The following is a 24269-nucleotide window of genomic DNA, read 5'->3' on the forward strand; positions in this document are numbered from 1 at the left end:
ATGATAAAATTCGTAACAACCGTAGCTCTATTTCTTGTAACAACAGTACTTTTCAGTCAAAGCGTATTTGACAAGTTTGAAAATGATGAAAATGTAACCGCCGTTACTGTAAACAAAAAAATGTTTGAAATGATGGGCAAAATGAAAATGGATGCTTCAGACAAACAAGCCCAACAGTTCATGAGTCTTGTAAAAAAATTAGACAATTTAAAAGTATTTGTAACTTCAAATGCGAAAGTGACCAATGAAATGAAAACAACCACTGATCGCTATCTAAAAAGTGGCAATTTGGAAGAATTAATGCGTATTAACGACAGTGGTAAAAGTGTAAAAATTCATATTAAACCCGGAGCAAAAGACACACAAGTAAAAGAATTGTTTATGTTTATTGAAGGCGGTCCAAAAGATAAAGAAACCGTTTTACTTTCATTAACAGGTGATTTTGATTTGAATGACATTTCATTACTTACCGAAAAAATGAATTTGCCGGGTGGTGATGATTTGAAAAAGGCTTCAACAAAAGGAAAAAAATAAGCCATGAAAGTTTTAAAAGTTTTAGCTCTGATACTAACGGCAACTCTGGTTTGGAGTTGCCAATCAGAACCAACGTTACAAAAATATTTTGTAGAAAACTCAGAATCATCTGATTTTATAGTAATTGATTTAGTCACTAACATGTTAAAAATCAAAACGGAAGAGCTGTCAGATAACGAAAAAGAAGCTTTTCAATCGTTAAATAAATTAAACATTTTAGCTTTTAAAAAATCGGATTCTTTAGAAACAAAATACAATTTAGAAAAAACTAAAGTTGTTGAAATTCTGAAACAGGAAAAATACGAACAATTGATGAAAGTAGGTTCCGGCAGTAGTGGAGCCACTATTTATAGTGTTGGTAATGAAAATACCATTGATGAATTTGTAATTTATGGCAATAGTAAAGAAGCGGGTTTTGCTGTTGTTCGCATACTTGGAAATAGTATGAAACCCGAACATTTGATGACGCTAATTGAAGTAATTAAGAAAGCTGATATTCAATCGGAGCAACTGAAACCGCTTGAAGCTTTATTAAAATAAAAAAAACCTCATAAAAAAATCCCGTTTACGATTGTAAACGGGATTTTTTATATTTATAAAAACTAAATTATTTAGCTCTTGTAGCATATTTAGTTTTGAATTTATCAATACGACCTGCAGTATCAATTAATTTAGACTTACCGGTATAAAATGGGTGAGATGTTCTTGAAATCTCCATTTTAAACACAGGATATTCAACTCCTTCGTGTGTGATTGTTTCTTTTGTTTCAACTGTAGATTTAGTAATAAAAACATCCTCGTTTGACATGTCTTTAAAAGCAACTAATCTGTAATTTTCCGGGTGAATTCCTTTTTTCATTTTTCTAAATTATTTTTTTGTTATGAGGCAGCTGTTCTGATGCTTTTAATTAAAAAGGTATAAACTGGCTACAACTTTTAAATCTTCATTTTTTTATTGAGGTGCAAATTTAAATATATTTCAAGAACTGGCAATAACTTTTTTGAATTATTTTTTCTAAAGACGAATTAATTTACAAAATGTAACATTTAATGAATTACAACTACTAATTTTGGAATAACCTAAACTTAAAAAAACATGGAAACACAAAAACAATCAATCAAAAGTTTAATTTTTACCTACGGATCTATTTTAGCTTTACTGTCAATTCTTGTAGCTGTTGTAAAATATGTGATGGGAAGACATCTTGAAAGCAGTGCCATAGACAGTATTTTAGGCCTTATTCTTTTAATAGTATTAGTTGTTTATCCTATTCTTCAATACAAAAAACAAAACAATGGAAGAATAAGTTTAAGTGAATCTCTAAAAATTGGCATGGGAGTGGCCGCTGTAGCTGCTGTGTTTTCTGTAATTTATTTTATCATTTTTGCGAACTACATAGAACCAAACTTTGTGGATGATGTATTAAATGCTGAATTATCCAAACAAATTAAAGCTAACCCCAGCATGTCGTCAGAAGATTTAGCAAAAGGAATGGAAATGGGAAGAGGTTTTGTTCTTCCAATGTTGTATGGTGGAATTATTATTGTTAATTTATTTTTAGGTTTCCTAACTTCATTAATCACAGGATTAGCAATTAAAAAAGACTAAAATTGAATTGTTCTTTGTATTTTTGAACGCTACATAGACATTCAAAAATGGACATATCCGTTGTTATACCACTTCTAAACGAAGAAGAATCGATAACTGAACTACAAACCTGGATAGAAAAGGTATTGTCAGCTCACAATTTTTCATATGAAATTATTTTTATCGATGATGGTAGCACCGATAATTCTTGGCAGGTCATTGAGGTTTTATCAAAAGAAAATTCAAACGTAAAAGCCATTCGCTTTCTTAAAAATTACGGCAAATCACAAGCTTTGCATGCCGGCTTTGCTAAAGCTCAAGGCGATGTCGTAATTACTATGGATGCCGATTTGCAAGACAATCCCGAGGAAATTCCGGAACTATATGATTTAATCATAAATCAAAAGTTTGATTTGGTTTCGGGATGGAAGAAAAAGAGATATGATTCCGTCGTTTCCAAAAACTTACCTTCAAAATTATTCAATTGGGCAGCCCGAAAAACATCGGGTGTTCAATTGAATGATTTCAATTGTGGACTCAAAGCCTATAAAAATATCGTAATTAAAAACATTGAAGTTTCCGGAGAAATGCATCGCTACATTCCGGTTTTAGCCAAAAATGCAGGTTTTTCTAAAATTGGTGAAAAAGTAGTGAAACATCAAGCCCGAAAATACGGTGAAACAAAATTCGGAATGGAACGTTTTATCAACGGTTTTCTGGATTTAATCACCATTTGGTTTTTGTCCCGTTTTGGAAAACGACCCATGCATCTGTTTGGTGCCTGGGGTGTGTTGATGTTTTTAATCGGGTTTTCTACTGCAGGTTATATTGGAATTTCAAAACTATATAAATTGTACAATGATTTACCTTATGATTTAGTAGCTAATAGTCCGTATTTTTATATCTCTTTAACCACGATGATTATTGGAACACAATTATTTTTAGCCGGATTTTTAGGAGAAATTATATTGCGAAGTAAAGAATCAAATGAAAATTATAAAATTTCAAACCAATTAAATATGAATTAAAAAACTCAAAGCCATTAAAAATTTATAAACGCCAAAATCATGAAATTAGAAATTATCCAACAACAGATCATCGAGTTACGAGGTCAAAAAGTAATGCTCGATTTTCATTTAGCCGATTTGTATGAAATCGAAACAAAAGTTCTAAAACAAGCTGTCAAACGAAATATAAATCGTTTTCCAAATGATTTTATGTTTGAACTCAATAAAGAAGAGTTTGAAAGTTTGAGGTCACAATTTGTGACCTCAAAAAGAGGTGGCTTGCGTTATATGCCATTTGCCTTTACAGAACAAGGTGTCGCCATGCTTTCCAGTGTTTTAAATTCGGATAAAGCAATCGCCATAAACATTGCCATCATGAGAACATTTGTTTCGCTAAGGCAATATGCAATGAATTACAAAGAATTAAGTGATAAAGTAACTGAAATAGAAAAGCAATTTCCTGACATCTATAAAATTTTAAATTTTTTGATGGATAAAGAAAAGGCAACTTCATCAAAAGAACGAAATAAAATAGGATACAAAAAATAATATTATGCACATTCCTGAAAATATCTTAACGAAAGTAAACGAATGGTTAACCCCTGTATTTGATGCGGAAACGCACAAAATAATCGAAGAAATGATGACTTCTTCACCGAAAGAATTGGAAGAAAGTTTCTATAAAAATCTGGAATTCGGAACGGGTGGAATGCGTGGAATCATGGGCGTTGGAACCAACAGGATTAATAAATATACACTTGGAAAAAACACACAAGGGCTTTCCGATTATATTCTAAAATCGTTTCCAAACGAAGAAACCAAAGTGGTAATTGCCTATGATTGCCGTCATAACAGCGACACATTAGCTAAAGTGGTGGCCGATGTTTTTTCAGCCAACGGAATTAAAGTCTATCTGTTTTCGGCATTGCGACCTACTCCTATTTTATCTTTTGCTTTGAAATATTTAAACTGTCACGCCGGAATTGTTTTAACCGCATCACACAATCCACCGGAATACAACGGATACAAAGTATATTGGCAAGATGGCGGTCAATTAGTGCCACCACAAGACGAAGAAATTATCAAAGTAATTGAAGCATTAAAATACAGCGAAATTAAATTTTCCGCCAACGAAGATTTGATTGAATATATTGATACCGAAGTGGATCAAGCTTTCATCAAATCATCTATCGAAAATGCAAGCTTTACTACGCCAAAAACGGCCAAAGAAAATTTAAAAATTGTTTTCACATCATTGCACGGAACTTCCATTACTTTAGTTCCTGAAACCTTGGCTAAAGCAGGTTATACGGATGTAAATATTGTGAAAGAACAAGAAGTTCCCGACGGAAATTTCCCAACCGTAAAATCACCCAATCCTGAAGAACCCGAAGCATTATTGATGGCAACCGATTTGGCGGAAAAAATCAATGCAGATATCGTTATCGGAACCGATCCGGATGGGGACCGATTAGGAATCGCCGTTCGAAATTCAGAAGGAAAAATGACATTATTGAACGGAAACCAAACCATGGTCATCATGACCGCATTTTTATTGGAACAATGGAAACGTGCAGGTAAAATTACAGGAAATGAATTCATTGGTTCAACGATAGTTTCAACGCCAATGATGACAGAAATTGCATCCGGTTATGGCGTAGAATGCAAAGTGGGATTAACCGGATTCAAATGGATTGCCAAAATGATTAAAGATTTTCCCAACCAAAAATTCATCGGTGGTGGCGAAGAAAGTTTTGGTTATATGGTTGGCGATGCCGTTCGCGATAAAGATGCGATTGCCGCTACCCTACTCGTTTGCGAAATTGCCGCTCAAGCAAAAGCCGCAGGAAGTACTTTATACCAGGAACTTCTAAACTTATACGTAGATTTTGGTTTTTATAAAGAATACTTAATTTCATTAACCAAAAAAGGAATTGAAGGAGCCAATGAAATCAAGCAAATGATGATTGATTTACGCGAAAATCCGTTGAAAGAAATCAATAATCAACGAGTGGTTTGTGTTGAAGATTATCAAAACTCTACCGTTTTAAATTTATTTACCAATGAAATTGAACCCTTACATCTTCCAAAATCGGATGTATTGATTTATTATTTGGAAGACGGAACCAAAATTTGTGCTCGTCCGAGTGGAACAGAACCTAAAATTAAATTCTATTTTAGTGTGAATGAACCGCTGGATTCCATAGAAAATTTCAAAATAGTGGAAGCTGAATTAGATCAAAAAATTAAAAACATCGTAGCAGAAATGCAACTTACATAAATGAATTATTTCAAAAAAATATTTCGCTTTGCGAAACCTTATAAAAAATATGCCTACCTGAATATTTTCTTTAATATTCTCTATGCTTTATTTAGTGCCTTATCGTTTGTGGCTTTAATGCCAATGATGAGTGTTTTATTCAAAGAAGGCAATAAAATATATGTGAAACCACAATACGAGGGACTTTTCAAAATTGGAGACTATTTTGAAAATTACATGGCTTATTTCATTACAATTTCTAACGAAAAAAGTGGGGCTCATTATACTTTGACAATAATGATTCTAATAATCATTTCCATGTTTTTATTAAAAAATATGTTCAATTATTGGGCAATGTATTTTATAACGTATTTGAGAAATGGGGTTTTAAAAGACATTAGAAATGCGATGTATCAAAAAACAATGGACTTACCTTTAGCCTATTATTCAGAAAAGCGAAAAGGAGATTTGATGGCACGAATTTCATCTGACGTGTTGGAGATTCAACATTCATTTCTTTCCATCTTGGAATTGATTGTAAGAGAGCCCTTAACCATTCTCTTTACAATTATTACCATGTTTACAATTAGTGTAAAATTGACAATTTTTGTCTTTATTTTTATTCCTATTTCGGGATTTATTATTTCCAGAGTGGGAAAATCATTAAAGAAAAAATCAGATAGAGCTCAAAAAGAACAAGGTTATTTTCTCTCTATAGTTGACGAAACTTTGAGTGGGTTAAAAGTGATTAAAGGTTTTAATGCTGAAACGTATTTCTTTAAAAAGTTCCAAACTTCAACAGATCGTTTCTATAACATGTCAAATTCAATTTTACATCGTCAAAACTTATCTTCACCAATGAGTGAATTCTTAGGAATCTTAGTAATTGGTGTTTTATTATTATATGGCGGAAGCATGGTTTTGGTTGATAAAACGTTGACCGGAGCTGCTTTCATTGTTTATATGGGATTGGCTTACAATATTCTTACTCCTGCAAAAGCAATTTCCAAGGCATCTTATGGAGTTAAGAAAGGAGATGCCGCTGCTGAAAGAGTTTTAGCTGTTTTGGAAGAAGAAAATCCGATTATTAGCAAACAAGGTTCGGTTATAAAAAACACCTTTGAATCTGCTATCTCCATTGATAATATCAACTTTAGATATGAAGAGGAAAACGTTTTGAAAAACTTTTCGTTGACCGTCCCTAAAGGCAAAACCATTGCCCTAGTGGGTCAATCAGGTAGTGGAAAAAGTACCATCGCCAATTTGTTAACCCGTTTTTATGATGTAAACGAAGGAAGTATTAAAATTGACGGTACGGATATCAGGGATTTCAATTTACAATCTTTACGTGGTTTAATGGGATTGGTGACACAAGATTCTATTTTATTCAACGATACAATTAAAAACAATATTCTTTTAGGAAAGCAAAATGCTACAGATGATGAAATCATTGAAGCATTAAAAATTGCCAATGCCTATGAATTTGTGAAAGATTTACCTAATGGAATTGACACCAACATTGGAGATGCAGGCGGGAAATTATCAGGAGGTCAAAAACAACGTCTTTCCATTGCTCGTGCTGTTTTGAAAAATCCTCCAATTATGATTTTGGATGAAGCAACCTCCGCATTAGATACAGAAAGTGAAAAATTTGTTCAAGTTGCGTTGGAAAACATGATGCAAAACAGAACATCAATTGTGATTGCTCACCGCCTTTCTACCATTCAAAAAGCGGATGTCATTGTAGTCATGCAAAAAGGAGAAATCGTAGAACAAGGAACACATGATGAATTGTTAACCAAGAATGGAACGTATACTAAATTGGTGATGATGCAGTCGTTTGAATAGGTTACGGGTTGCGGGTTATAAATTAATAAACTTAACAAATAAGATAATGACAAGAACAACATTTACTATCATATTTATGATCATTGCATTTGTATTCCTTTATGCAATGGCTCATTTCGAAAAATTGGATTTGCTTGGAAAATTTAGTTTTATTCTAATTTTAGCTGGCTATACTGCCGGACAATATTCAACAAAATTTCCAAAAGAAAAAGAAAAAGAAAAATCGAACAATCCAAAAATCTAAAAATCCAAAATGTACATCCATAATCCAAATATAATTCTCCCAACAGATCAAGATACGATTGTGTGGAAATACTTGGATTTGTCTAAATTTTTGGATTTGTTGCTTTCAAAAAAACTATTCATGTCAAGGTCGGATAAATTTGAAGACCAATATGAAGGCACTTTTAGCGAACCTACTTATGAAGAAATTCGTAAAATTGCCGAAAACAATCCGAAGTTTTTAGACTATTATAAATCACATCGCGAAAAAATTGTGATAAGCAGTTGGCATATTAACGAATATGAATCATTTGCCATGTGGCAAATTTTTACCAAAAACAATGAAGGTTTGGCCATTCAATCCACCGTAAAACGTTTGCAGGAAGCATTAAAACCGGAAAGAAAAACCGAGCAATTTATTGGCGAAGTCAATTATATTGATTACAAAAAAGAACACATTCCGTTTAATGATACCTTTTTCCCATTTTTATTCAAAAGAAAAAGTTTTCAATATGAAAGAGAAGTTCGCATCATTTCCGATGTAACGAAAAACAACATTACTGTGAATGATGGTGTGAAAATTGACGTGGACATCAACCAATTGATTGAGAAAATATACATCCATCCCAAATCAGAAAACTGGTATAAAAACCTCGTCATCGAATTAATGGAACAACTCGGATTTAATTTTACTATTGAAAAATCAGATTTGGAAAGTGATATTCTGATTTAATTTTCTACTGGATTATAAGTCTCCACTGTCCATTCTTTTGCTAAAAGATCTACAAATTGATAATGAACAGCATCGTTTTTATCAAAAGCTCCATTTTTATTGATGTCTTCGGTTGTTCTAAAATACAATCTGTTTTTTACATCAACAATAGTCCAATCAATCAACTCATGAAAAGCTACCGATAATTTGGTAAAATTTGAACCATCAATATTACTAATATACAAAGACTTAATGTCATTCGAATCTAAATTCCCATCGCGATTAGTATCCATATCAACTAAAGAGTAAATCAAAAGTTGACGTTTCGTTTTTTCTGCAAATGCAAAAGGATACGTAACCGTTTGAATTTGTACTTTCTTAGTGGTTAAAAGATGTAACGTAGTAGAATCTTTATGTTGAAAATTTATGTTTTCAAGATAACCGGTCAATTCATATCGGTTGTAATTGGAAATGGAATAACTAATGGTATTCACCTTTCCTGAGCTATAACTTCTTGAATTGTTTTGATACACTCGAATATCACCTAAGGGATGAATCAAATAAGAAGTGCCTTCAAGATAAATGGGCAAATCCGCAATCCTAATGTTGGAAGAATCAATTTTTGATTCTTCAACGGTAGGTTTATTGGCCTCATAAATCACTTTAGGTTGTTCTTTTTCTTTGGCACAACCAATAGTCAAAAGTAAAACAAAGGAGAAAAAATATTTAACTAAAGTGTTCATAATACTACTAGATAGGCATCAAATATACTAAAATTAATCAACTTTTATAAACGGGCATTCAACTTAATATTAAAAACGCGTGTGGTCATATAATTAGGAATGCCATATTGGTTTTTGGATTCCACATCTCTTACCCATGTGTTTGTAATCGCATTTTGATTGTTGAACAAATTGAAAATTTCAAAACCAAGGGCTACATCTTGAAATTTCTTCAACCAATGTCCCTCAGGTTTCAAATGATTATTTTCGGTTAACACATAAGAAAAACCAACATCGGCTCTTGCATAATTTCGCAAACGTTGTTGGTAATCATAAACATCAGCATAAGATGGAGCACCGCCAGGCAAACCGGTATTGTATATCAAATTCAAATAAAGTTTCAAACTTGGAATATTAGGCACATAATCTTGGAACAAAATCCCAAATTTCAATCGTTGATCGGTAGGTCGGGCAATAAATCCTCTGTTGTTTTGGTTTTCTTCTGTTCGTAAATAACCAAAACTAAACCACGATTCTGTTCCGGGAACAAACTCACCGTTCAAACGCAAATCCAATCCATAAGCATAAGCAGTTGCATCATTGGTGGCCTTGTATCGAATTCTAACATTGTCAAGGGTGTACGTGTTTACATTTGTCAAATCTTTATAATAGGCTTCACTTGTCAACTTAAAAGGTCGGTCCCACATTTTAAAACTGTAATCATTTCCAACTACAAAGTGAAACGATTGTTGGGCCTTTACATTCGATTGCACTTCGCCATTAAAATCACGAAGCTCTCTGTAAAAAGGCGGTTGGTGATACAATCCTGTTGCAAAACGAAAAACCATATCTTTATCCCAATTGGGCTTGATAGCAAACTGTGCTCTTGGACTAAAAACGGTTCCTGAATTGGTTTCAATTTCTTGTCCTGAAATTTGCCAATGATGCATTCGAACTCCGGCATTGTACCAAATTTCATGGGAACCCCAAAGTGATTTTTTACTCCACTGCACAAATCCAGACAAACGGTCAATGGTAGTGAAATTAGTAGCTCGAATGTTTTGAAAAGGAACTAAAGGTCCGGTATACGGATTATAAGGTTGGTCATTTACAGGAATAATATTCTCCGGATTGATATTATAACCTAACGATTCTATCACCTCCCACTCTACTAAACGATCACGAATATCTTCGCGAGTAAACTTAGTTCCCCATTCTAACGTGGCTTCATCAAACTTATGAAATCCTTTTACTTCTGCATTAAAAATCAAAACATCCAAATCATTTCGAGCATGGTTCAATTGCGTACCAATTCCTCTATTAAAGGTAACATCACCAAAAGTTTCTGAACCTATATTGGTGTCAATCTCTCCTAAAAAATAGGCCGCAAAAATATCAAAATACTCTTGTTCAACTGTATGATATAAAGAACTTATGAATTTCAAGGTAAAAGTATCGCTCACATCAAAGGTTGATTTCAAAGCTCCAAAATAAGTGGTGTAGGAATCTTTTTCTTGTCCTTGATAAAAAACCTGCAAAGCAATGGGTTCATCAATGGTTCCAAAATTGGTTTGTCTGGAAAGGGGTTGATAATTGTATTTATTCTGCGATATATTTCCTAAAAAACTCCACTGCCATCTTTTGTTGGGTGTAAAAGTCACATAACTTTGTACATCCGAAAAAGTAGGCCTGAAATTGGTTTCGGTCTCTTGACTGTTCACAAAAAGACTGTTATCACGATAACGAACTCCTGTAATACTGGTCCATTTGTTGTTTTTTGAAACCGCATCAACCGTCAAACTTCCGCCTAACAAACTGGCTTCTAATGTGGCTCCGAATTTTTTAGGCATTCGATAGGTAATATCTAAAACAGAAGACATTCGATCGCCAAATTTAGATTGAAAACCTCCGGCCGAAAAATCAACACTTTGCACCATATCGGTATTGGTAAAACTCAAACCTTCTTGTTGACCGGAACGAATTAAGAACGGTCGATAGACTTCAATTTCGTTGACATAAACTAAGTTTTCGTCATAATTTCCGCCTCTAACACCATATTGCGTACTCAATTCATTATTGGAAACGATTCCGGGTAACGTTTTTAATATATTTTCAACTCCGGCATTGGCTCCGGGAATTTTTCGGATTACTGCGGGTTCTAGTGTGGTGATTCCTTCTACTCGCTTTCTGTTTCCTGCGGTTACAACAACTTCGCCCAACTGCGACTCGTTGTTTTTCATAACAAAATTATATTCATAATCTTCATTATTTTTGAGCTCCACTTTCAACGTAACCGGCTTTAAAGTAATGTGTGAAAAAACGATAGTAATTTTTTTATTTGCAGGAACAACAAAACTATAAAAACCCGAATTATCCGTAATTGTGCCTTTATCTTCAAAGGAAACAGATACGTTTTCTACCGGTTGAAAGGACTCATCCAAAACAACACCTTTGATTCGGGCGGTTTGTGAAAAAACAGTTGAAACAGTTAAAAACAGCAAGGTTATCGAAAATAGAATAGTTGTCTTCAAAAGATGGTTTTAGGGTTTTTGTGTTCTAAAAAAATGTGTTTCAAATATAGTAGAATTTCCAACATGATCAACAACTATTAGCTTCAAATCATTTCTACCTTCTTTAACGACATTATCTGAAAAATCGTGTGTGATTTTTTGGGTTTTATAATCATATTCAAATAAAATCCATCTGTCATTCAAATAACCATTATAACTTTGAATACCTGAACCCTCATCTGAAATCAAAAATTGAAGTACCTTTGACGCACTAATCCATTGTCCTTCTTGAAGTTGAACAGGTGTTACTTTTGGCGGCGTAGTGTCTTTTTCTAAGGCATATTTTCCTAAATTTCTGGTGTAAACTTTAAATGTTTTCTCTTTCAAATAGGATTTAATGTAACTTTTTTTAGTTCCTTCAACAGTTGCAACGAAATACTTTGATAACTCACTTTCCGGAATGCCTTTTGCTTCAATGGACAGAGTTAAATTAGAACGCAACGCAATGTCACTGGTTCCAAACTGCACCATGCCATCAGAAACGTCAAAATCAACAGTGGTGTCTTCATAAAATGTCATCTCAGGGATATAAACAGAAACCGAATCTTTTACATAACTGTGTTCGTTTTTATATTTAATTTTATAAATGGATTTTGATTCTTTTTTCAAAATTTTGGGTTCCATTACGGCATGCTGAATCGGGATAGTTACCGTTGTTTTATTTTTATTGAAATCTTCCAGTATAATTTTATAACTGTAATTCATGTTGGGTTGCACCTCAATAATTCCGGTTGTTGGATTATTTTGAACCAAACTCAAATCATACGGGTTTTTTACAAAAAGTTTTTGATAACGTTGCGTTGTTTTTTTATAACGTTTATAATCTATATAATGATTGATGTGCCTGGTTTCATCGAAAGAAAAAGTATCAAATTGTACCCCAAAGGAAGGTTTGCCGTTTAAAGTGGATTGAATTTTATAAACCCCATTTTTTCCATAACTACCATCAGAAACATCGTGCGTGTGCACCCCAAAACCTATAGCTCCGTTTGCAAGTACTTTAGAGGCTAAATAACTACCGTCTTTTTGTTGCACTAAATTCACTTCAACCGGCTCTTGGGAATAATTAACAACTCCATTTTCATGCAAAGGATAAGCTAGAATTCCAAGTAAAACAGGTGGTCGCGTGTCTTTTAAAAATTGATCATATCCAAAAAGCAACGGATTTATAGTAAACTCCGTTTTAGTATCGCGAAACTCAAAATGCAAATGCGGCCCTCCGGAACCTCCTGTATTTCCTGAAAAAGCCAAAAGTTTCCCTTTTATAACCGGCAATTCATCCCGCTTGGGAAAAACATCAATTTCAAAGGATTGCAATTCATAATGTTTGGCTTTAATATACTTTTCAATTTCGGGAGATGCTTTCAACAAATGAGCATAAACGGTTGTAAAACCATTCGGATGGGTTACATAAATGGCTTTCCCATAACCAAAAGTGGCTATTTTTATTCGCGATACATAACCATCAGCCGCAGCAAAAACGCTTAAACCTTCTTGTCGGTTTGTTCTAAAATCCATGCCGGAATGAAAGTGATTGTTTCGCAATTCTCCATAAGTGCCCGAAAGCTGTAAAGGAATATCTAATGGAGATTGAAAATAATCCTTCGGGTAGCGTTCTTGTGAAAAAAGACTAAAAGATAGCGTTATAAAAAAAAACAGAACTCTCATAGAAAGGCGATTAATAAGCTAATATAGTAATTGGAACGCAAACTTACAACGGAACGTATATTTTTTTTGTAAGTATTTAATTATGTATGATTTAATTAATTTTTTAAAAAAAACTTTTTTTTATTGTATTAATCAATCAGGAATACTAAATTTGTGGATTAAGTAATGAATCAAGGCATCATATGAGTGAAATGGTTGAAATTATTGATTCGCTGGAGCGTAAACTCTTGAAAATGATTTCTAAAATAGAAAATTTAGAAGTGGTTAAACAACAGTTGCAAGACGAATTGAAAAAGGCAAACCAAGTTATTAACCAACAATCTGAAACGATTGAAGGATTAAAAAAACAATATGAAACACTAAAAGTTGCCAATTCATTATTAGGCAGTGACGAAAATAAAAGAGAAACAAAACTCAAAATAAATTCATTAATTCGTGAAATAGATTATTGTATTGCTCAACTGGCAGACTAACCAACATGAACGAAAAACTTAAAATTAAAATATCAATTGCAGATCGTGTCTACCCGCTAACGGTAGATGCTACGCAAGAAGAAGGACTTAGAAGTGCTTCCAAAAAAATTGATGTCATGATTAAACAGTTTGAAGAAAATTATGCCGTTCGTGATAAACAAGATGTGTTAGCCATGTGTGCGTTACAATTCGCTTCAAAGGTGGAACAAGAACAAATAGAAACCAATGAAGACCATGAGGAATCTTTCGAACGACTTAAAAAATTAAATGACTTAGTTTCAAAATATATTTAATATTAGATACGTTCTTATAAATACATCAAGATACTGCCTACATTAGTTTCAATTTGATAAACTCAACACTAACAATTTAGAATGAGCAAATCTTCATTACTATAGCACGCCCAGCATTGCGATTGGGATCCTTGAACAATGAGTTAGCTCAAAACTTGTCTTATCGAGTTTATGCAATCATCTAATGTAGGCTTTTTTTATATATAAACCTTAAACAAAAATGGAAACTACTTTACTATTTATTATTGGAATCGTTGGAATTATTGGTGGTTTTGCTGTGGCAAAAATCATTGAAAAAAGCAACGTTTCAAATCTTATAAAAAACGCTAAAAAAGAAGCCGCATCAATTTTAAAAGATGCAAAAATTGATGCCGAAAACATCAAAAAAGACAAACTTTTACAAGCAAAAGAAAAATTCTTAGAATTAAAATCTGAACATGAAAAGGAGATTTTAAACAAAGACAAAAAAATTGCTGAAGTTGAAAAAAGAGTTCGTGACAAAGAATCGCAAGTATCAAGCGAGTTAGCAAAAGCTAAAAAATCAGCCGACGATTTTGATGCTAAAATTGCAGATTATACCAACCGAATTGAAATTTTAGAAAAGAAACAACTGGAATTGGATAAACTCCACAAAAGCCAAGTAGAACAATTGGAGGTCATTTCAGGATTGTCTGCCGAAGAAGCTAAAGAACAATTGGTGGAAAGCTTGAAAGCAGAAGCCAAAACAAAAGCAATGGCTCACATTCAAGATACGCTGGAAGAAGCCAAACTAACAGCTCAACAGGAAGCTAAAAAAGTAATCATCAATACCATTCAACGTGTTGGGACTGAAGAAGCCGTTGAAAATTGTGTTTCGGTTTTCAATATTGAATCAGATGATGTTAAAGGTAGAATTATTGGTCGTGAAGGAAGAAACATCCGTGCGTTAGAAGCTGCAACCGGAGTTGAAATCATTGTGGATGACACACCGGAAGCTATTATCCTTTCTTGTTTTGATCCGGTTAGAAGAGAAATTGCACGATTGGCATTACATAAATTAGTAACAGACGGACGTATCCACCCGGCTCGTATTGAAGAAGTTGTGGCTAAAACAACCAAACAAATTGATGATGAAATTATCGAAGTGGGTAAACGTACCGTTATTGATTTAGGTATTCATGGTTTACATCCGGAACTGATTAAAGTAGTGGGTAGAATGAAATACCGTTCGTCTTACGGACAAAACTTGTTGCAACACTCCCGTGAAGTGGCCAAACTTTGTGGCATCATGGCCGCTGAATTAGGACTGAATGTTAAGTTAGCAAAACGTGCCGGTTTACTTCATGATATTGGAAAAGTGCCGGATACTGAAAGCGAATTACCACACGCTATTTTAGGGATGCAGTGGGCTGAAAAATATGGTGAAAAAGAAGAAGTGTGCAACGCCATTGGAGCTCACCACGATGAGATTGAAATGAAATATTTAATCTCGCCAATTATACAGGTTTGTGATGCTATTTCCGGGGCTAGACCTGGTGCTAGACGCCAAGTGTTAGATTCTTACATCCAACGTTTGAAAGATTTAGAAGCGATTGCTTTTGGATTTAATGGGGTGAAAAGTGCGTATGCCATCCAAGCCGGTAGAGAATTACGTGTAATCGTGGAAAGTGAAAAAGTCTCAGACGAACAAGCCGCTAAACTTTCTTTTGAAGTATCACAAAAAATTCAAACAGAAATGACCTATCCCGGTCAAGTAAAAATTACAGTGATTCGTGAAACCAGAGCCGTAAACATCGCAAAGTAGACGCGGTTATCGGTTATCGGTTGAAAATAAAGCTAAAAAATAATTATAATAATGACTTGCAGCAATGCAGGTCATTTTTTTTAGCCAAAGATTTGACATGAGAAAACAGAAAACAAATAACCGACAACAGACAACAGCAACTACTTCCTCGGATGAAACTGATTCACAATTTGTGTAAGGTGCTTTCTGTCTAAATGCACATAAACTTCCGTAGTGGTAATAGATTCATGTCCTAACATCAATTGAATGGAACGCAAATCGGCACCGTTTTCTAAAAGATGTGTAGCAAATGAATGACGGAACGTATGCGGACTGATGGATTTTTTTAATTCAATTTTTACAGCTAAATTTTTAATTATCGTAAAAACCATTGCTCGGGTGAGTTGCTTTCCTCTTCGATTAAGAAATAACGTATCTTCATGCCCTTTCTGAATCGTTACATGTGTTCTGACATGATTTTTATAGAGTTCAATAAACTTTTGTGTAGTTGCTCCTATTGGAACAAATCGTTGTTTGTTGCCTTTTCCGGTAATTTTAAGAAAGCCTTCTTCAAAAAACAAATCGGATATTTTGAGTGTAATCAATTCCGAAACTCGCAAACCACAGCCATAAAGTGTTTCCAACATCGCTTTGTTGCGTTCGCCTTCCGGTAAGGATAAATCAATCGCTGCAATTAAACTATCAATTTCCTGCATGGATAAAGTATCGGGTAATTTTCTTCCGGTTTTGGGTGTTTCTATTAATTCCATCGGATTGTCTTGTCGATAATCTTCAAAAATCAAATAGGTAAAAAAACTCTTCAAACCGGATATGATTCTGGCTTGCGATCGTGGGTTGACTTCTTTTGAAATGGCATAAATAAACTCTTGAAGCTGCTCTTCGGAAATGGTAATGGGATTGGTTTTTATTTCATGTATTTCTAAAAATTGAGTCAACCGTAACAAATCAAAAGAATAATTATCAATAGTATTTTTTGATAAACCTCTTTCAATTTTTAAATACGACTGAAAACTTTTAATATACGATTGCCAATTCATGAGCCAAAGTTCGCTATTTTATTGCAATAAAAAAACCACGTAAAAAATACGTGGTTTTGAATGATAGGATAATAGGTATTAAAACTTATAACCTATAGAAACTTGCAAAACATTGTTTTTTATATCTGCTGATTCTCCATCAAAATCTTTAGCTATTGAAGTCAATCCAAGTGTATAACGTGCTCCAACAGATAAATTTTCAGTAAATTTATAAGCAGCTCCGAATCCAAAACCTAAATCAATTGATTTAACTTCGTCTTTAATATCATAGGAACCTGATTCTGATTCTGTCTCTGTAACTCCATCAAAAGTTTCTCTATAGGTATATTCATAATCAACTTTTGCACTTAGTAAAAAACCAATTTGTGGCCCTGCTTCCAAGCTAAATTTATCATTAACATAATATTTTGCCATAACTGGTAAATTTAGATAACCTAATTTAAGTGTTGATTTTTCAGTTTCTGTTATGGAAAAACCATCAAAACTTTCAAAATAAGTATACTCTTGTTTTGCACCTTGCATTGAAAAAAGTAATTCCGGTTGAACAGAAAATTTATCTGTAATTTTAATTTCTGCAAAAGCACCAACATGAGCACCAAATAATGATTTCGCATCTTCAATATCTCCGGCTAAATTTGAAAGGTTCAAACCACCTTTGACACCATAAGAAACTTCTTGTGCATTACTAAAGCCGAATGCCATTAAGGCTAAAGCAGATAAGAGAATTTTTTTCATTTGTTTATTTTTAAAAATTAAAGTGTAATTATACAAAAAAAATAACACACAAATACTTACATTAAGTAAAATAATAATAATTTAACAAAAAAAAACAAATCCGCTACAAACGCAATGGTTCAGTAGCAGATTATTTAAATATGCAATATTATTTCCTAGAAAAAACGATAGCCTAAACCAACTTGAATAGCTGTATTTTGAACAGAAGCAGCACCTTCTCCATCATAAATATTGGCTAATCCCAAATTAAATCGTCCATCAATCAATAGTCCGTTTTTAAATTCATATCCCAAACCAAAACCTAAACCATAATCAAGTGTCTTTAAAGCATCTTTAAAATCGCTTTCTACAGTTGAAGTCAAAACAGACAAATACGGACCTGCTTGTAATGAAAAACCTTCGGCAACATAATATTTTGCCATCACCGGCACTTTAATATAATTTATTCCTAAATCAACATCGCCATCACCACCTTCTATACTGTACAATACTTCCGGCTGAAGATGAAATTTTTCACTAATGGAAAAATCGGCTAAAAACCCAAAATAATAGCCGGTTCTCATGTCTGCATCAGCATCACCACTAAAATTAGAAAAATTGGCTCCGGATTTAAAGCCAAAAACAGGCTCTTGCTCCTGAGCTTGAGTCCATCCAAAAACAAAAAGAGCCATAAAACAAATCATAAATTTTTTCATCGGTTTCAAATTTAAATTTAGTCAAATATAGAAGTAATTCATAAAAAAACCACGCAAATTGCGTGGTTTTTAAATAGTAATACTTATGTATTAAAATTTATAAATCAAAGAAAAATTAATATTTGTCATATCCATTGACAAACTAAAAGTATCCATTGACTCTGCTCCATCAAAATCAAATTTTGAACTTGAGTATCCTAACATCCCTAAAGAAGCTTGAGCAGCAAAGTTAGAGTTAAAGAAATAATTAATACCTGGTGATAATGAAACTGAGAAAGTTTTTAAATCAATAGTTTCTCCATCTCCAATTTTATTAACACCATAACCTACACCTAAACCTGCAAATAAAGAAAATCTATCCGCTGGTGTGAAAAAGTATTTTCCGCCAACTGCAAATGCAAATCCTTTAGCTTCTATATCCATAGTTTCACCATCGAATTCCATACCCATAGTTTGTTTTGTCAAAGATATTGCACCTTCTAAAGCAATGTTTTCAGTTAAAAAATAACCTACTCCTGGAGTAAATGCATATCCATCAGATTTAATGTCTCCCATTTTAGTAGAATTAAAACCAAGTGATCCTGAAACATAAAGATCTCCTTTTGAGAAACCTGAATCTGCTGAAGTTTCTTGAGCATTAGCAAAACCTAGTGCAAGTACTGCTGCTACTGATAAAATAATTTTTTTCATTTTTTATATTTTAAAAATTTTAAGGTGCAATACTACAAAAAAAAAACAAATTCCTACAGTTTTTATTCTCAATTATAATATTATACTTAAAAATACTTTTAAATTGAATTGCATATAAATTTTACAATAAAAAGAGTTTCATAAAAAAAACCACGCCAGAGCGTGGTTTTTAGTATATTCATTTTAAGAATTAGAACCTGTAACCTAGACCAACTTGAAAATTAGTAGTTTTTAATTCAAAACCATTAACATCACTAATGTCAGACAACCCTAAATTATAACGAGCATCAAAAAATACACCAATAGGCAACTCGTAAGCAGCACCAAAACCTAAACCAAAATCCATTGACTTTGTAACTTCATCTAACCCATCATCAGCACTTACTTTAAAACCAATAGATGGACCAGCTTGTAAATTAAATCCCTCAGCTACATAATATTTAGCCATAATTGGAATTCTTACAAATGACATTTCTGCATCTTTAGCTCCTTCCATAGAATACAATAACTCTGGTTGAACATGGAATTTCTCAGAAACTGCAAAATCAACTAAACCTCCAATGTAGAAACTAGTTAAACCGTCAGAATCTACATCTCCTGTAAAGTTTGAAAAGTTAGCTCCTGCTTTCACACCAAATTTGATGTCTTGTGCATTAGCAGTTCCAAAGGCTACAACTGCTAAAATTGATAACATAATTTTTTTCATTTTTTAATTGTTTTAAAATTAGTAAAACAAATATAATTCTTATTAAAAGAGCAGATTTGTTGACAATATTGCAGTTTTCAACAACTTTATTAACAATTATGTTTTAAGCAACAGCGAATAATGTAATTTTATTAAAATTTGGTCGTTATTACACTATGCAACAAAATAAATCTTAAATTATGAAAAACATTTTTTTAATCTGTAGTATAGCACTTTTGATGCATGCTACTTCAAACGCTCAATTTTTAAAATTCGGACTTAAAGCCGGGGCTAACTTTGCAAGCTTAGATGGTGATGGAGTAAGTGGTTTAGATACCTACACCAGTTTTCATTTTGGTGGATTGGTAGAATTTAAAGTATTGGAAAACTTATCCATCCAACCCGAAGTTTTGTACTCCTCACAAGGTGCTAAAGTAAACGAAGAGAATATTAAAGACATTAACTTCAACTACATTACCGTTCCGGTTTTAGCCAAAATCTATTTAATTTCTGAAAAATTAAGCTTAGAAGCCGGTCCGCAGTTCTCGTTTTTAATGAATGACAATCTTAATGACCAATTGGAATCCAAATCATTTGACTTTGCGGCGGTGGGCGGCCTTGGTTTACAAATTACCGATAATGTATTTGTGCAAGGAAGGTACGTTTTAGGTCTTACCGATACAACCAGCAATGCTGAAATTAAAAACAGGGTTATTCAAGTTTCTGTAGGTTACCGATTTTAATAGATTTAATAGGAATAAGAAAGGCTGTGAAATTTCACAGCCTTTACTTTTTTATTTTAATTGGAAACTTTTGAAGTAACCACCCCTCCTTTGGCACTATTAACTTCTACAGTGGCTCCAGTAGGATTTCCTTTTACTATCCAGCGAACCTTAATATTGCCCATTCCCCTGATGGTTGGCACTTGAATGGAAGCAGGTTGAAACTGCTGTTCTGTAAATAAATTTAAATCTTCATTTTCAACCGTCATGCCGGCAATAACATTGGCTCCTTTTAAGGTAATCGCGTTAGGACGTTCTATTTTATTATTCACATCAAAAGTAGAATGTGTCGGTATCACTCGTGTGTTCATGATTGTTGCTGTTACGGCTGTAATGTCTCCCGAAAGCTGCTCCGTTTTGATGTCAACTATTTCCAATTTTGGTGTTTGATACGCATGATAAAGCGTAAAAGCCATATTTCTGTGTGCGTCTTCTTGCAACATAAAACCCGGATGGTTTCTGATGTAATTCTTCTTTGGCCCGCCTATTTCTATATCTCCAAATTGCGGATGCTTGAATGGTTTCCATTCTACATAACCATCCCCAAACAACAAATATTTATCAAATTCATTGAATTCATCATTATCCCATCTTCCCGTGGCTGCTTTTTGATTGAATAATTTATAAGAAGTCATCAACTCATTACTAAAAGTAAAGATACCACGTGTTAAACACAAAAAGTCGATTTCTCCTCCATATACGGTATACAAATCTTTGTATAACACAAAATAATTATAACCCGGAATCATACGCTCGCCTAATTTGCCAATTACATCATAAGCCGCAACATCTTCTCTACTAAACAATCCTTCATCTTCTGCGGCACCGGGACCTCGTAAAAACATACCACCATAGTTGTGATAACTTTGAGCTCCTGCAATATTCGGATGGTTAACCACAAAATCTTTTACAGCTCTCGTTTCAGGTAAAGTTCCCGGATAAAACAATGCTCCTCGTTGCACATAATCCGGTTGCCAATTCCAAGCCCAATCCCGGTTAGGATCATAAGTCCCTTCGCCATCTTCGTTTACTAAACCATCACCATCGTTGTCTATCCCCTCATAACCCAACATTTCATAATCTCCCATTTCATCGCCGCGAAGCATAATCATTCTGCTAGGGTATTTTGGATCTATTTTCCAACGACCGGTTTTCGATTTTCTTCGCATCATAACAATGTTACCATCACCATCTAAATCATCCAACAAATCTTCGTTTACCAATCCGTCGCCATCATTATCAAAAGGACGCATTCCCGAACGCGAAGTATTGGAATTATTGGGTTTGTAAATAAAATGTTCTCTGGAATCCGGACTAATTGTTGGAAGTATATAAAACACTTTGTCTTTTAACAAACGATTGATAAATGGAATGGTTTGAAAACTTTCTGCCAAATACCAAGCCGTATACATGGAAACCTCAACGCCTTGTAATTCATTGGCATGAATTCCTCCATCAATATAAAATGCCGGTTTTTCTTTTTCTTTTCCGGTTTTTGTATCGGTAATAGTCAAAGCCCAAATATCGCGGCCTTCAAAAGATTTTCCTATAGAAGAAACCGAAACCAAATTGGGATAGGCTTTGGCTAAATCGTTGCAAAATTTGGTGATTTGTGCATAATCGTGATAACGGTCCCACGACATTCTCACTTTCGGATTGGCCGGCGAACCGATAGCTCGCATGCCATTCAAATCTTCGGGTGCAATTTCTTTGTTTTGAGCCATTGTAGCACTAAAAACTACTAAACTGACGAAACGTATTATGTATTTTTTCATTTGACTTTCTTTTACTTCAATTCAACAATTAGCTCTTTTATTCCTGCTGTAGCACATCCGGTTAAAATGGTAATTTTACCCGACCCGGAAACCAACCAGGTATAAGTTTCAGATTCATCCGCCTGCAAGGCATCTCGCAAAGCTATTTTTCTACCTGAAATCATGGTTTGCCCTTTGTTTAACTTCAATTCGGTTTTCATGCGAGAAGTAAATCGAACTTTATCCCCAATGGAAGCATAGGTAGGCAATAACCCTTTGTTAGCCACAGTTACCGTTACACGGAACAAATCATTTTGAACTTTTTCAACTAAAGGAGGTGTTGTTTCAATTTTTGGCATAGCTTCTATAAGCGATGCTATGAAAACAACATGTTTAGCAACTACCGGTTCCAAATAAGATACCGGAGGATTCAGCATAGCATAAGGCACTATGCCGCCTACTTCCACTTTTTGATTGGGGAAATCAGGATGCTTGACCGTGGTCCATTCCGCAAATACTGGCTTGACTTGTTCTTTATCAGCCCATTTTAAAAATTGCAATTCTGGGTTTACTTCTTCCTTTTCGCCTTTTTTAGGAAGCTCTGCTTTTGTTTCGGTGGAATCTTTCTTCACCACTTCCTTCGGAATCCACCACCCCGGAGTCGAAAAACTGAACTTTCCGGCATGATAATAGGCCGTTTGAGCAAAATTCCCTTTGGTCATAGGCGTTTTTGGCCCGTCTTTGATTCCTGCTTTGTCGGTGTAGAGTTTGGAGACTTGCTCTGCGGCTTTGACATCGTTTTCCAACCAACCTTTTACAATTCGGGCTGAAGCCAATTTGGAATCAAACTTTGGTGCTTCTGATAAGTTATTAGACAAACCAAAAGTAACCACTCCATAAATGGAAGGAGTGGTATATAAAAAATCAAGCAACGCTCGTACTTCGGGTTCTGAAGCCACATAAACACCGGCACCGGCTTCAAATGCCGGATAATCAAAAGTGAAGTTTTTGTCTATGTTGACACCCGCAGAACTGTCTTCGTTAAATTTTCCGTCTTTATCATTATCAATCCCTTCAGTAAGCAATTTATACTTTCCTACTTGATTTTTTGAAGGATTTGCTTTTACTAACAATCGGGAATCTTCACTACTAACAATATGAGTTCCGTCAATGCTTTCAATTCGCATTTGCGTAATCCAACCGTCACTATTTAAATCTTCAAATGGGTCTTCACCTATTTTTCCGTCGCGATCATCATCCGTTGGAGTTGCATTTCCACTGCGTGCTACTTTTACTTTTGCAAAAAAAGAAGCCATAGCATCCGGACTTACTGAAGGTATGATATAAATGGTTTTGTCTGAATAAAGTGGCTTGTTTTGAAGCAGTTGTTCAATCAACTTCACTGCTATTTGCGTTCCGGCTTGGTGCTTGCCGTCAATTCCGGCTGTAATAAGCAGAGCTGGTTTTGGCGTTTTAGACTCAGAAAGAGTGACCAACCAAATGTCTTTATTGCCACTACTCTTTCCGATTGATTTTAAGTTTACAGAACTGTTTTTCGACGCAAGCTCTTTTAATTTTTTAGTGAGATTATCATACGTGAGATAATCATTTTGTGCATGCAAAAAAAACACAGACAACAAAACAAGTAAGGTTAGTTTTAATTTCATTGATTTTTGTTTAGTTAAAGGCTAAAATTAAGTTTTCAGCCAATAATAAATGTTAATATTAAATTAATATTGTAATTTATCTTTCAGGTTTTTTGATACTTTTACTTAAAATCAAACAAAATGCGGATTATAATTATTAACGGCCCCAATCTAAACCTTCTCGGAAAAAGAGAACCTGATGTTTATGGCACGGCTACTTTTGAATCATTTTTTAAAACGCTTCAAGAAAAATTCAGTGACGTGACACTTGACTATTTTCAGAGTAATATAGAAGGGGAACTGATTACTAAAATACAGGAAGCAGCTGCCACTTTTGATGCAATAATTCTGAATGCTGCAGCTTATACGCATACTTCTGTTGGTATTGGTGATGCCGTCAAAGCCATCGAAATTCCGGTAATTGAAGTGCATATTTCCAACACTTTTGCCAGAGAATCTTTCAGACACCAATCCTATATTGCTCCAAATGCCAAAGGAATTATTGTTGGTTTTGGGCTACAAAGTTATTCACTCGCCATTCAAAGCTTGATTAATAAAAACTAAC

At 34.1% G+C, this 24269-nt stretch carries 25 protein-coding genes; 14 read left to right on the forward strand and 11 right to left on the reverse strand.

What is annotated here, in order from left to right:
- Together B3L86_RS09440 and B3L86_RS09445 are read left to right on the forward strand one after the other, a co-directional pair.
- Positions 1 to 534 carry a DUF4252 domain-containing protein gene (locus B3L86_RS09440; RefSeq protein WP_291118153.1) on the forward strand — a complete coding sequence of 178 codons (534 nt, stop codon included), beginning with the start codon at positions 1 to 3 and terminating at the stop codon, positions 532 to 534.
- A gap of 3 nt (positions 535 to 537) precedes the next feature.
- Entirely contained in the window at positions 538 to 1074 is a 537-nt protein-coding gene (locus B3L86_RS09445; protein WP_291118156.1) for a DUF4252 domain-containing protein, read from the forward strand.
- A 67-nt stretch (positions 1075 to 1141) separates the two neighbouring features.
- Here the strand turns inward: B3L86_RS09445 and B3L86_RS09450 are convergent, their stop codons facing one another.
- Entirely contained in the window at positions 1142 to 1393 is a 252-nt protein-coding gene (locus B3L86_RS09450) for a type B 50S ribosomal protein L31 (RefSeq protein ID WP_188362402.1), read from the reverse strand.
- A 237-nt stretch (positions 1394 to 1630) separates the two neighbouring features.
- On the opposite strand from B3L86_RS09450, the gene B3L86_RS09455 reads away from it, so the two are divergent.
- From B3L86_RS09455 to B3L86_RS09485, 7 genes are read left to right on the forward strand one after another with little or no spacing between them, the layout of a single operon-like run.
- Positions 1631 to 2143 carry a DUF4199 domain-containing protein gene (locus B3L86_RS09455; protein ID WP_291118160.1) on the forward strand — a complete coding sequence of 171 codons (513 nt, stop codon included), beginning with the start codon at positions 1631 to 1633 and terminating at the stop codon, positions 2141 to 2143.
- A 47-nt stretch (positions 2144 to 2190) separates the two neighbouring features.
- Complete coding sequence (locus B3L86_RS09460) at positions 2191 to 3150, forward strand: glycosyltransferase family 2 protein (RefSeq protein WP_291118163.1); 960 nt, start codon at positions 2191 to 2193, stop codon at positions 3148 to 3150.
- Between the two features lie 39 nt (positions 3151 to 3189).
- Positions 3190 to 3678 (forward strand): ORF6N domain-containing protein, encoded by a 489-nt coding sequence (locus tag B3L86_RS09465; RefSeq protein ID WP_291118166.1) that lies wholly within the window; start codon positions 3190 to 3192, stop codon positions 3676 to 3678.
- Positions 3679 to 3682: 4 nt separating this feature from the next.
- Complete coding sequence (locus B3L86_RS09470) at positions 3683 to 5410, forward strand: phospho-sugar mutase (RefSeq protein ID WP_291118169.1); 1728 nt, start codon at positions 3683 to 3685, stop codon at positions 5408 to 5410.
- The gene (locus B3L86_RS09475; protein ID WP_291118172.1) at positions 5411 to 7237 is read left to right on the forward strand and encodes an ABC transporter ATP-binding protein; all 1827 of its coding nucleotides are present in this window, start codon (positions 5411 to 5413) and stop codon (positions 7235 to 7237) included.
- 46 nt (positions 7238 to 7283) lie between these two features.
- The gene (locus B3L86_RS09480) at positions 7284 to 7481 is read left to right on the forward strand and encodes a hypothetical protein (RefSeq protein ID WP_291118175.1); all 198 of its coding nucleotides are present in this window, start codon (positions 7284 to 7286) and stop codon (positions 7479 to 7481) included.
- Between the two features lie 9 nt (positions 7482 to 7490).
- On the forward strand, positions 7491 to 8192 hold the full coding sequence (locus B3L86_RS09485) for a DUF2971 domain-containing protein (protein ID WP_291118178.1): 702 nt from the start codon (positions 7491 to 7493) through the stop codon (positions 8190 to 8192).
- Here B3L86_RS09485 and B3L86_RS09490 read toward each other — a convergent pair.
- Genes B3L86_RS09490 through B3L86_RS09500 form a run of 3 tightly spaced genes read right to left on the reverse strand, consistent with a single transcriptional unit; the run spans position 8189 to position 13131 of the window.
- Complete coding sequence (locus B3L86_RS09490; RefSeq protein ID WP_291118180.1) at positions 8189 to 8914, reverse strand: hypothetical protein; 726 nt, start codon at positions 8912 to 8914, stop codon at positions 8189 to 8191. The genes B3L86_RS09485 and B3L86_RS09490 overlap by 4 nt on opposite strands.
- Positions 8915 to 8958: 44 nt before the next feature.
- Positions 8959 to 11424: a TonB-dependent receptor gene (locus tag B3L86_RS09495; protein WP_291118183.1), complete on the reverse strand. Its 2466-nt coding sequence runs from the start codon at positions 11422 to 11424 to the stop codon at positions 8959 to 8961.
- Between the two features lie 9 nt (positions 11425 to 11433).
- Positions 11434 to 13131 carry a M23 family metallopeptidase gene (locus B3L86_RS09500; RefSeq protein WP_291118186.1) on the reverse strand — a complete coding sequence of 566 codons (1698 nt, stop codon included), beginning with the start codon at positions 13129 to 13131 and terminating at the stop codon, positions 11434 to 11436.
- 182 nt (positions 13132 to 13313) lie between these two features.
- Between B3L86_RS09500 and B3L86_RS09505 the strand changes: the two genes are divergently transcribed.
- The 3 genes from B3L86_RS09505 (at position 13314) to rny (ending at position 15680) form a co-directional block, all read left to right on the forward strand.
- Positions 13314 to 13604, forward strand: coding sequence for a hypothetical protein (locus B3L86_RS09505; RefSeq protein WP_291118189.1), 291 nt, complete (start codon positions 13314 to 13316; stop codon positions 13602 to 13604).
- Between the two features lie 5 nt (positions 13605 to 13609).
- Positions 13610 to 13897, forward strand: a complete 288-nt coding sequence (locus B3L86_RS09510; protein WP_291118192.1) for a cell division protein ZapA — start codon at positions 13610 to 13612, stop codon at positions 13895 to 13897.
- Positions 13898 to 14117: 220 nt separating this feature from the next.
- Complete coding sequence (gene rny, locus B3L86_RS09515; RefSeq protein ID WP_291118195.1) at positions 14118 to 15680, forward strand: ribonuclease Y; 1563 nt, start codon at positions 14118 to 14120, stop codon at positions 15678 to 15680.
- A 140-nt stretch (positions 15681 to 15820) separates the two neighbouring features.
- Here the strand turns inward: rny and xerD are convergent, their stop codons facing one another.
- From xerD to B3L86_RS09540, 5 genes are all read right to left on the reverse strand, one after another.
- The gene (xerD, locus tag B3L86_RS09520) at positions 15821 to 16717 is read right to left on the reverse strand and encodes a site-specific tyrosine recombinase XerD (protein ID WP_291118196.1); all 897 of its coding nucleotides are present in this window, start codon (positions 16715 to 16717) and stop codon (positions 15821 to 15823) included.
- A gap of 78 nt (positions 16718 to 16795) precedes the next feature.
- The gene (locus B3L86_RS09525; protein ID WP_291118199.1) at positions 16796 to 17452 is read right to left on the reverse strand and encodes a porin family protein; all 657 of its coding nucleotides are present in this window, start codon (positions 17450 to 17452) and stop codon (positions 16796 to 16798) included.
- Between the two features lie 155 nt (positions 17453 to 17607).
- A complete protein-coding gene (locus tag B3L86_RS09530) occupies positions 17608 to 18147 on the reverse strand; it encodes a porin family protein (protein WP_291118202.1) in 540 nt (179 codons plus the stop codon).
- A gap of 90 nt (positions 18148 to 18237) precedes the next feature.
- A complete protein-coding gene (locus B3L86_RS09535) occupies positions 18238 to 18837 on the reverse strand; it encodes an outer membrane beta-barrel protein (protein ID WP_291118205.1) in 600 nt (199 codons plus the stop codon).
- Between the two features lie 190 nt (positions 18838 to 19027).
- Positions 19028 to 19543: a porin family protein gene (locus B3L86_RS09540; RefSeq protein ID WP_291118208.1), complete on the reverse strand. Its 516-nt coding sequence runs from the start codon at positions 19541 to 19543 to the stop codon at positions 19028 to 19030.
- A 179-nt stretch (positions 19544 to 19722) separates the two neighbouring features.
- On the opposite strand from B3L86_RS09540, the gene B3L86_RS09545 reads away from it, so the two are divergent.
- A complete protein-coding gene (locus tag B3L86_RS09545) occupies positions 19723 to 20265 on the forward strand; it encodes a porin family protein (protein ID WP_291118211.1) in 543 nt (180 codons plus the stop codon).
- Between the two features lie 56 nt (positions 20266 to 20321).
- Here the strand turns inward: B3L86_RS09545 and B3L86_RS09550 are convergent, their stop codons facing one another.
- Positions 20322 to 22079 (reverse strand): M14 family metallopeptidase, encoded by a 1758-nt coding sequence (locus tag B3L86_RS09550; RefSeq protein WP_291118214.1) that lies wholly within the window; start codon positions 22077 to 22079, stop codon positions 20322 to 20324.
- Positions 22080 to 22090: 11 nt separating this feature from the next.
- The gene (locus B3L86_RS09555) at positions 22091 to 23725 is read right to left on the reverse strand and encodes a M14 family metallopeptidase (protein WP_291118217.1); all 1635 of its coding nucleotides are present in this window, start codon (positions 23723 to 23725) and stop codon (positions 22091 to 22093) included.
- Positions 23726 to 23845: 120 nt separating this feature from the next.
- Between B3L86_RS09555 and aroQ the strand changes: the two genes are divergently transcribed.
- Positions 23846 to 24268, forward strand: coding sequence for a type II 3-dehydroquinate dehydratase (gene aroQ / locus B3L86_RS09560; protein WP_291118220.1), 423 nt, complete (start codon positions 23846 to 23848; stop codon positions 24266 to 24268).
- Position 24269: the final 1 nt, after the last annotated feature.

Origin of the sequence: Flavobacterium sp. UBA6135 (assembly GCF_002428305.1) — a bacterium.
In the GTDB taxonomy this organism is placed as follows: Bacteria; Bacteroidota; Bacteroidia; order Flavobacteriales; family Flavobacteriaceae; genus Flavobacterium.

Excerpts from the sequence above, each read along its gene's own strand:
- aroQ (WP_291118220.1), top strand. The coding sequence starts at position 23,846 with ATGCGGATTATAATTATTAACGGCCCCAATCTAAACCTTCTCGGAAAA.
- B3L86_RS09485 (WP_291118178.1), top strand. The coding sequence starts at position 7,491 with ATGTACATCCATAATCCAAATATAATTCTCCCAACAGATCAAGATACG.
- B3L86_RS09535 (WP_291118205.1), bottom strand. The coding sequence starts at position 18,837 with ATGAAAAAAATTATTTTATCAGTAGCAGCAGTACTTGCACTAGGTTTT.
- B3L86_RS09450 (WP_188362402.1), bottom strand. The coding sequence starts at position 1,393 with ATGAAAAAAGGAATTCACCCGGAAAATTACAGATTAGTTGCTTTTAAA.
- B3L86_RS09445 (WP_291118156.1), top strand. The coding sequence starts at position 538 with ATGAAAGTTTTAAAAGTTTTAGCTCTGATACTAACGGCAACTCTGGTT.
- B3L86_RS09505 (WP_291118189.1), top strand. The coding sequence starts at position 13,314 with ATGAGTGAAATGGTTGAAATTATTGATTCGCTGGAGCGTAAACTCTTG.
- B3L86_RS09470 (WP_291118169.1), top strand. The coding sequence starts at position 3,683 with ATGCACATTCCTGAAAATATCTTAACGAAAGTAAACGAATGGTTAACC.
- B3L86_RS09525 (WP_291118199.1), bottom strand. The coding sequence starts at position 17,452 with ATGAAAAAAATTCTCTTATCTGCTTTAGCCTTAATGGCATTCGGCTTT.
- B3L86_RS09460 (WP_291118163.1), top strand. The coding sequence starts at position 2,191 with ATGGACATATCCGTTGTTATACCACTTCTAAACGAAGAAGAATCGATA.
- B3L86_RS09480 (WP_291118175.1), top strand. The coding sequence starts at position 7,284 with ATGACAAGAACAACATTTACTATCATATTTATGATCATTGCATTTGTA.
- B3L86_RS09530 (WP_291118202.1), bottom strand. The coding sequence starts at position 18,147 with ATGAAAAAATTTATGATTTGTTTTATGGCTCTTTTTGTTTTTGGATGG.
- B3L86_RS09555 (WP_291118217.1), bottom strand. The coding sequence starts at position 23,725 with ATGAAATTAAAACTAACCTTACTTGTTTTGTTGTCTGTGTTTTTTTTG.
- B3L86_RS09510 (WP_291118192.1), top strand. The coding sequence starts at position 13,610 with ATGAACGAAAAACTTAAAATTAAAATATCAATTGCAGATCGTGTCTAC.
- B3L86_RS09440 (WP_291118153.1), top strand. The coding sequence starts at position 1 with ATGATAAAATTCGTAACAACCGTAGCTCTATTTCTTGTAACAACAGTA.
- rny (WP_291118195.1), top strand. The coding sequence starts at position 14,118 with ATGGAAACTACTTTACTATTTATTATTGGAATCGTTGGAATTATTGGT.
- B3L86_RS09550 (WP_291118214.1), bottom strand. The coding sequence starts at position 22,079 with ATGAAAAAATACATAATACGTTTCGTCAGTTTAGTAGTTTTTAGTGCT.
- B3L86_RS09540 (WP_291118208.1), bottom strand. The coding sequence starts at position 19,543 with ATGAAAAAAATTATGTTATCAATTTTAGCAGTTGTAGCCTTTGGAACT.
- B3L86_RS09455 (WP_291118160.1), top strand. The coding sequence starts at position 1,631 with ATGGAAACACAAAAACAATCAATCAAAAGTTTAATTTTTACCTACGGA.
- B3L86_RS09545 (WP_291118211.1), top strand. The coding sequence starts at position 19,723 with ATGAAAAACATTTTTTTAATCTGTAGTATAGCACTTTTGATGCATGCT.
- B3L86_RS09500 (WP_291118186.1), bottom strand. The coding sequence starts at position 13,131 with ATGAGAGTTCTGTTTTTTTTTATAACGCTATCTTTTAGTCTTTTTTCA.
- B3L86_RS09475 (WP_291118172.1), top strand. The coding sequence starts at position 5,411 with ATGAATTATTTCAAAAAAATATTTCGCTTTGCGAAACCTTATAAAAAA.
- B3L86_RS09490 (WP_291118180.1), bottom strand. The coding sequence starts at position 8,914 with ATGAACACTTTAGTTAAATATTTTTTCTCCTTTGTTTTACTTTTGACT.
- B3L86_RS09465 (WP_291118166.1), top strand. The coding sequence starts at position 3,190 with ATGAAATTAGAAATTATCCAACAACAGATCATCGAGTTACGAGGTCAA.
- xerD (WP_291118196.1), bottom strand. The coding sequence starts at position 16,717 with ATGAATTGGCAATCGTATATTAAAAGTTTTCAGTCGTATTTAAAAATT.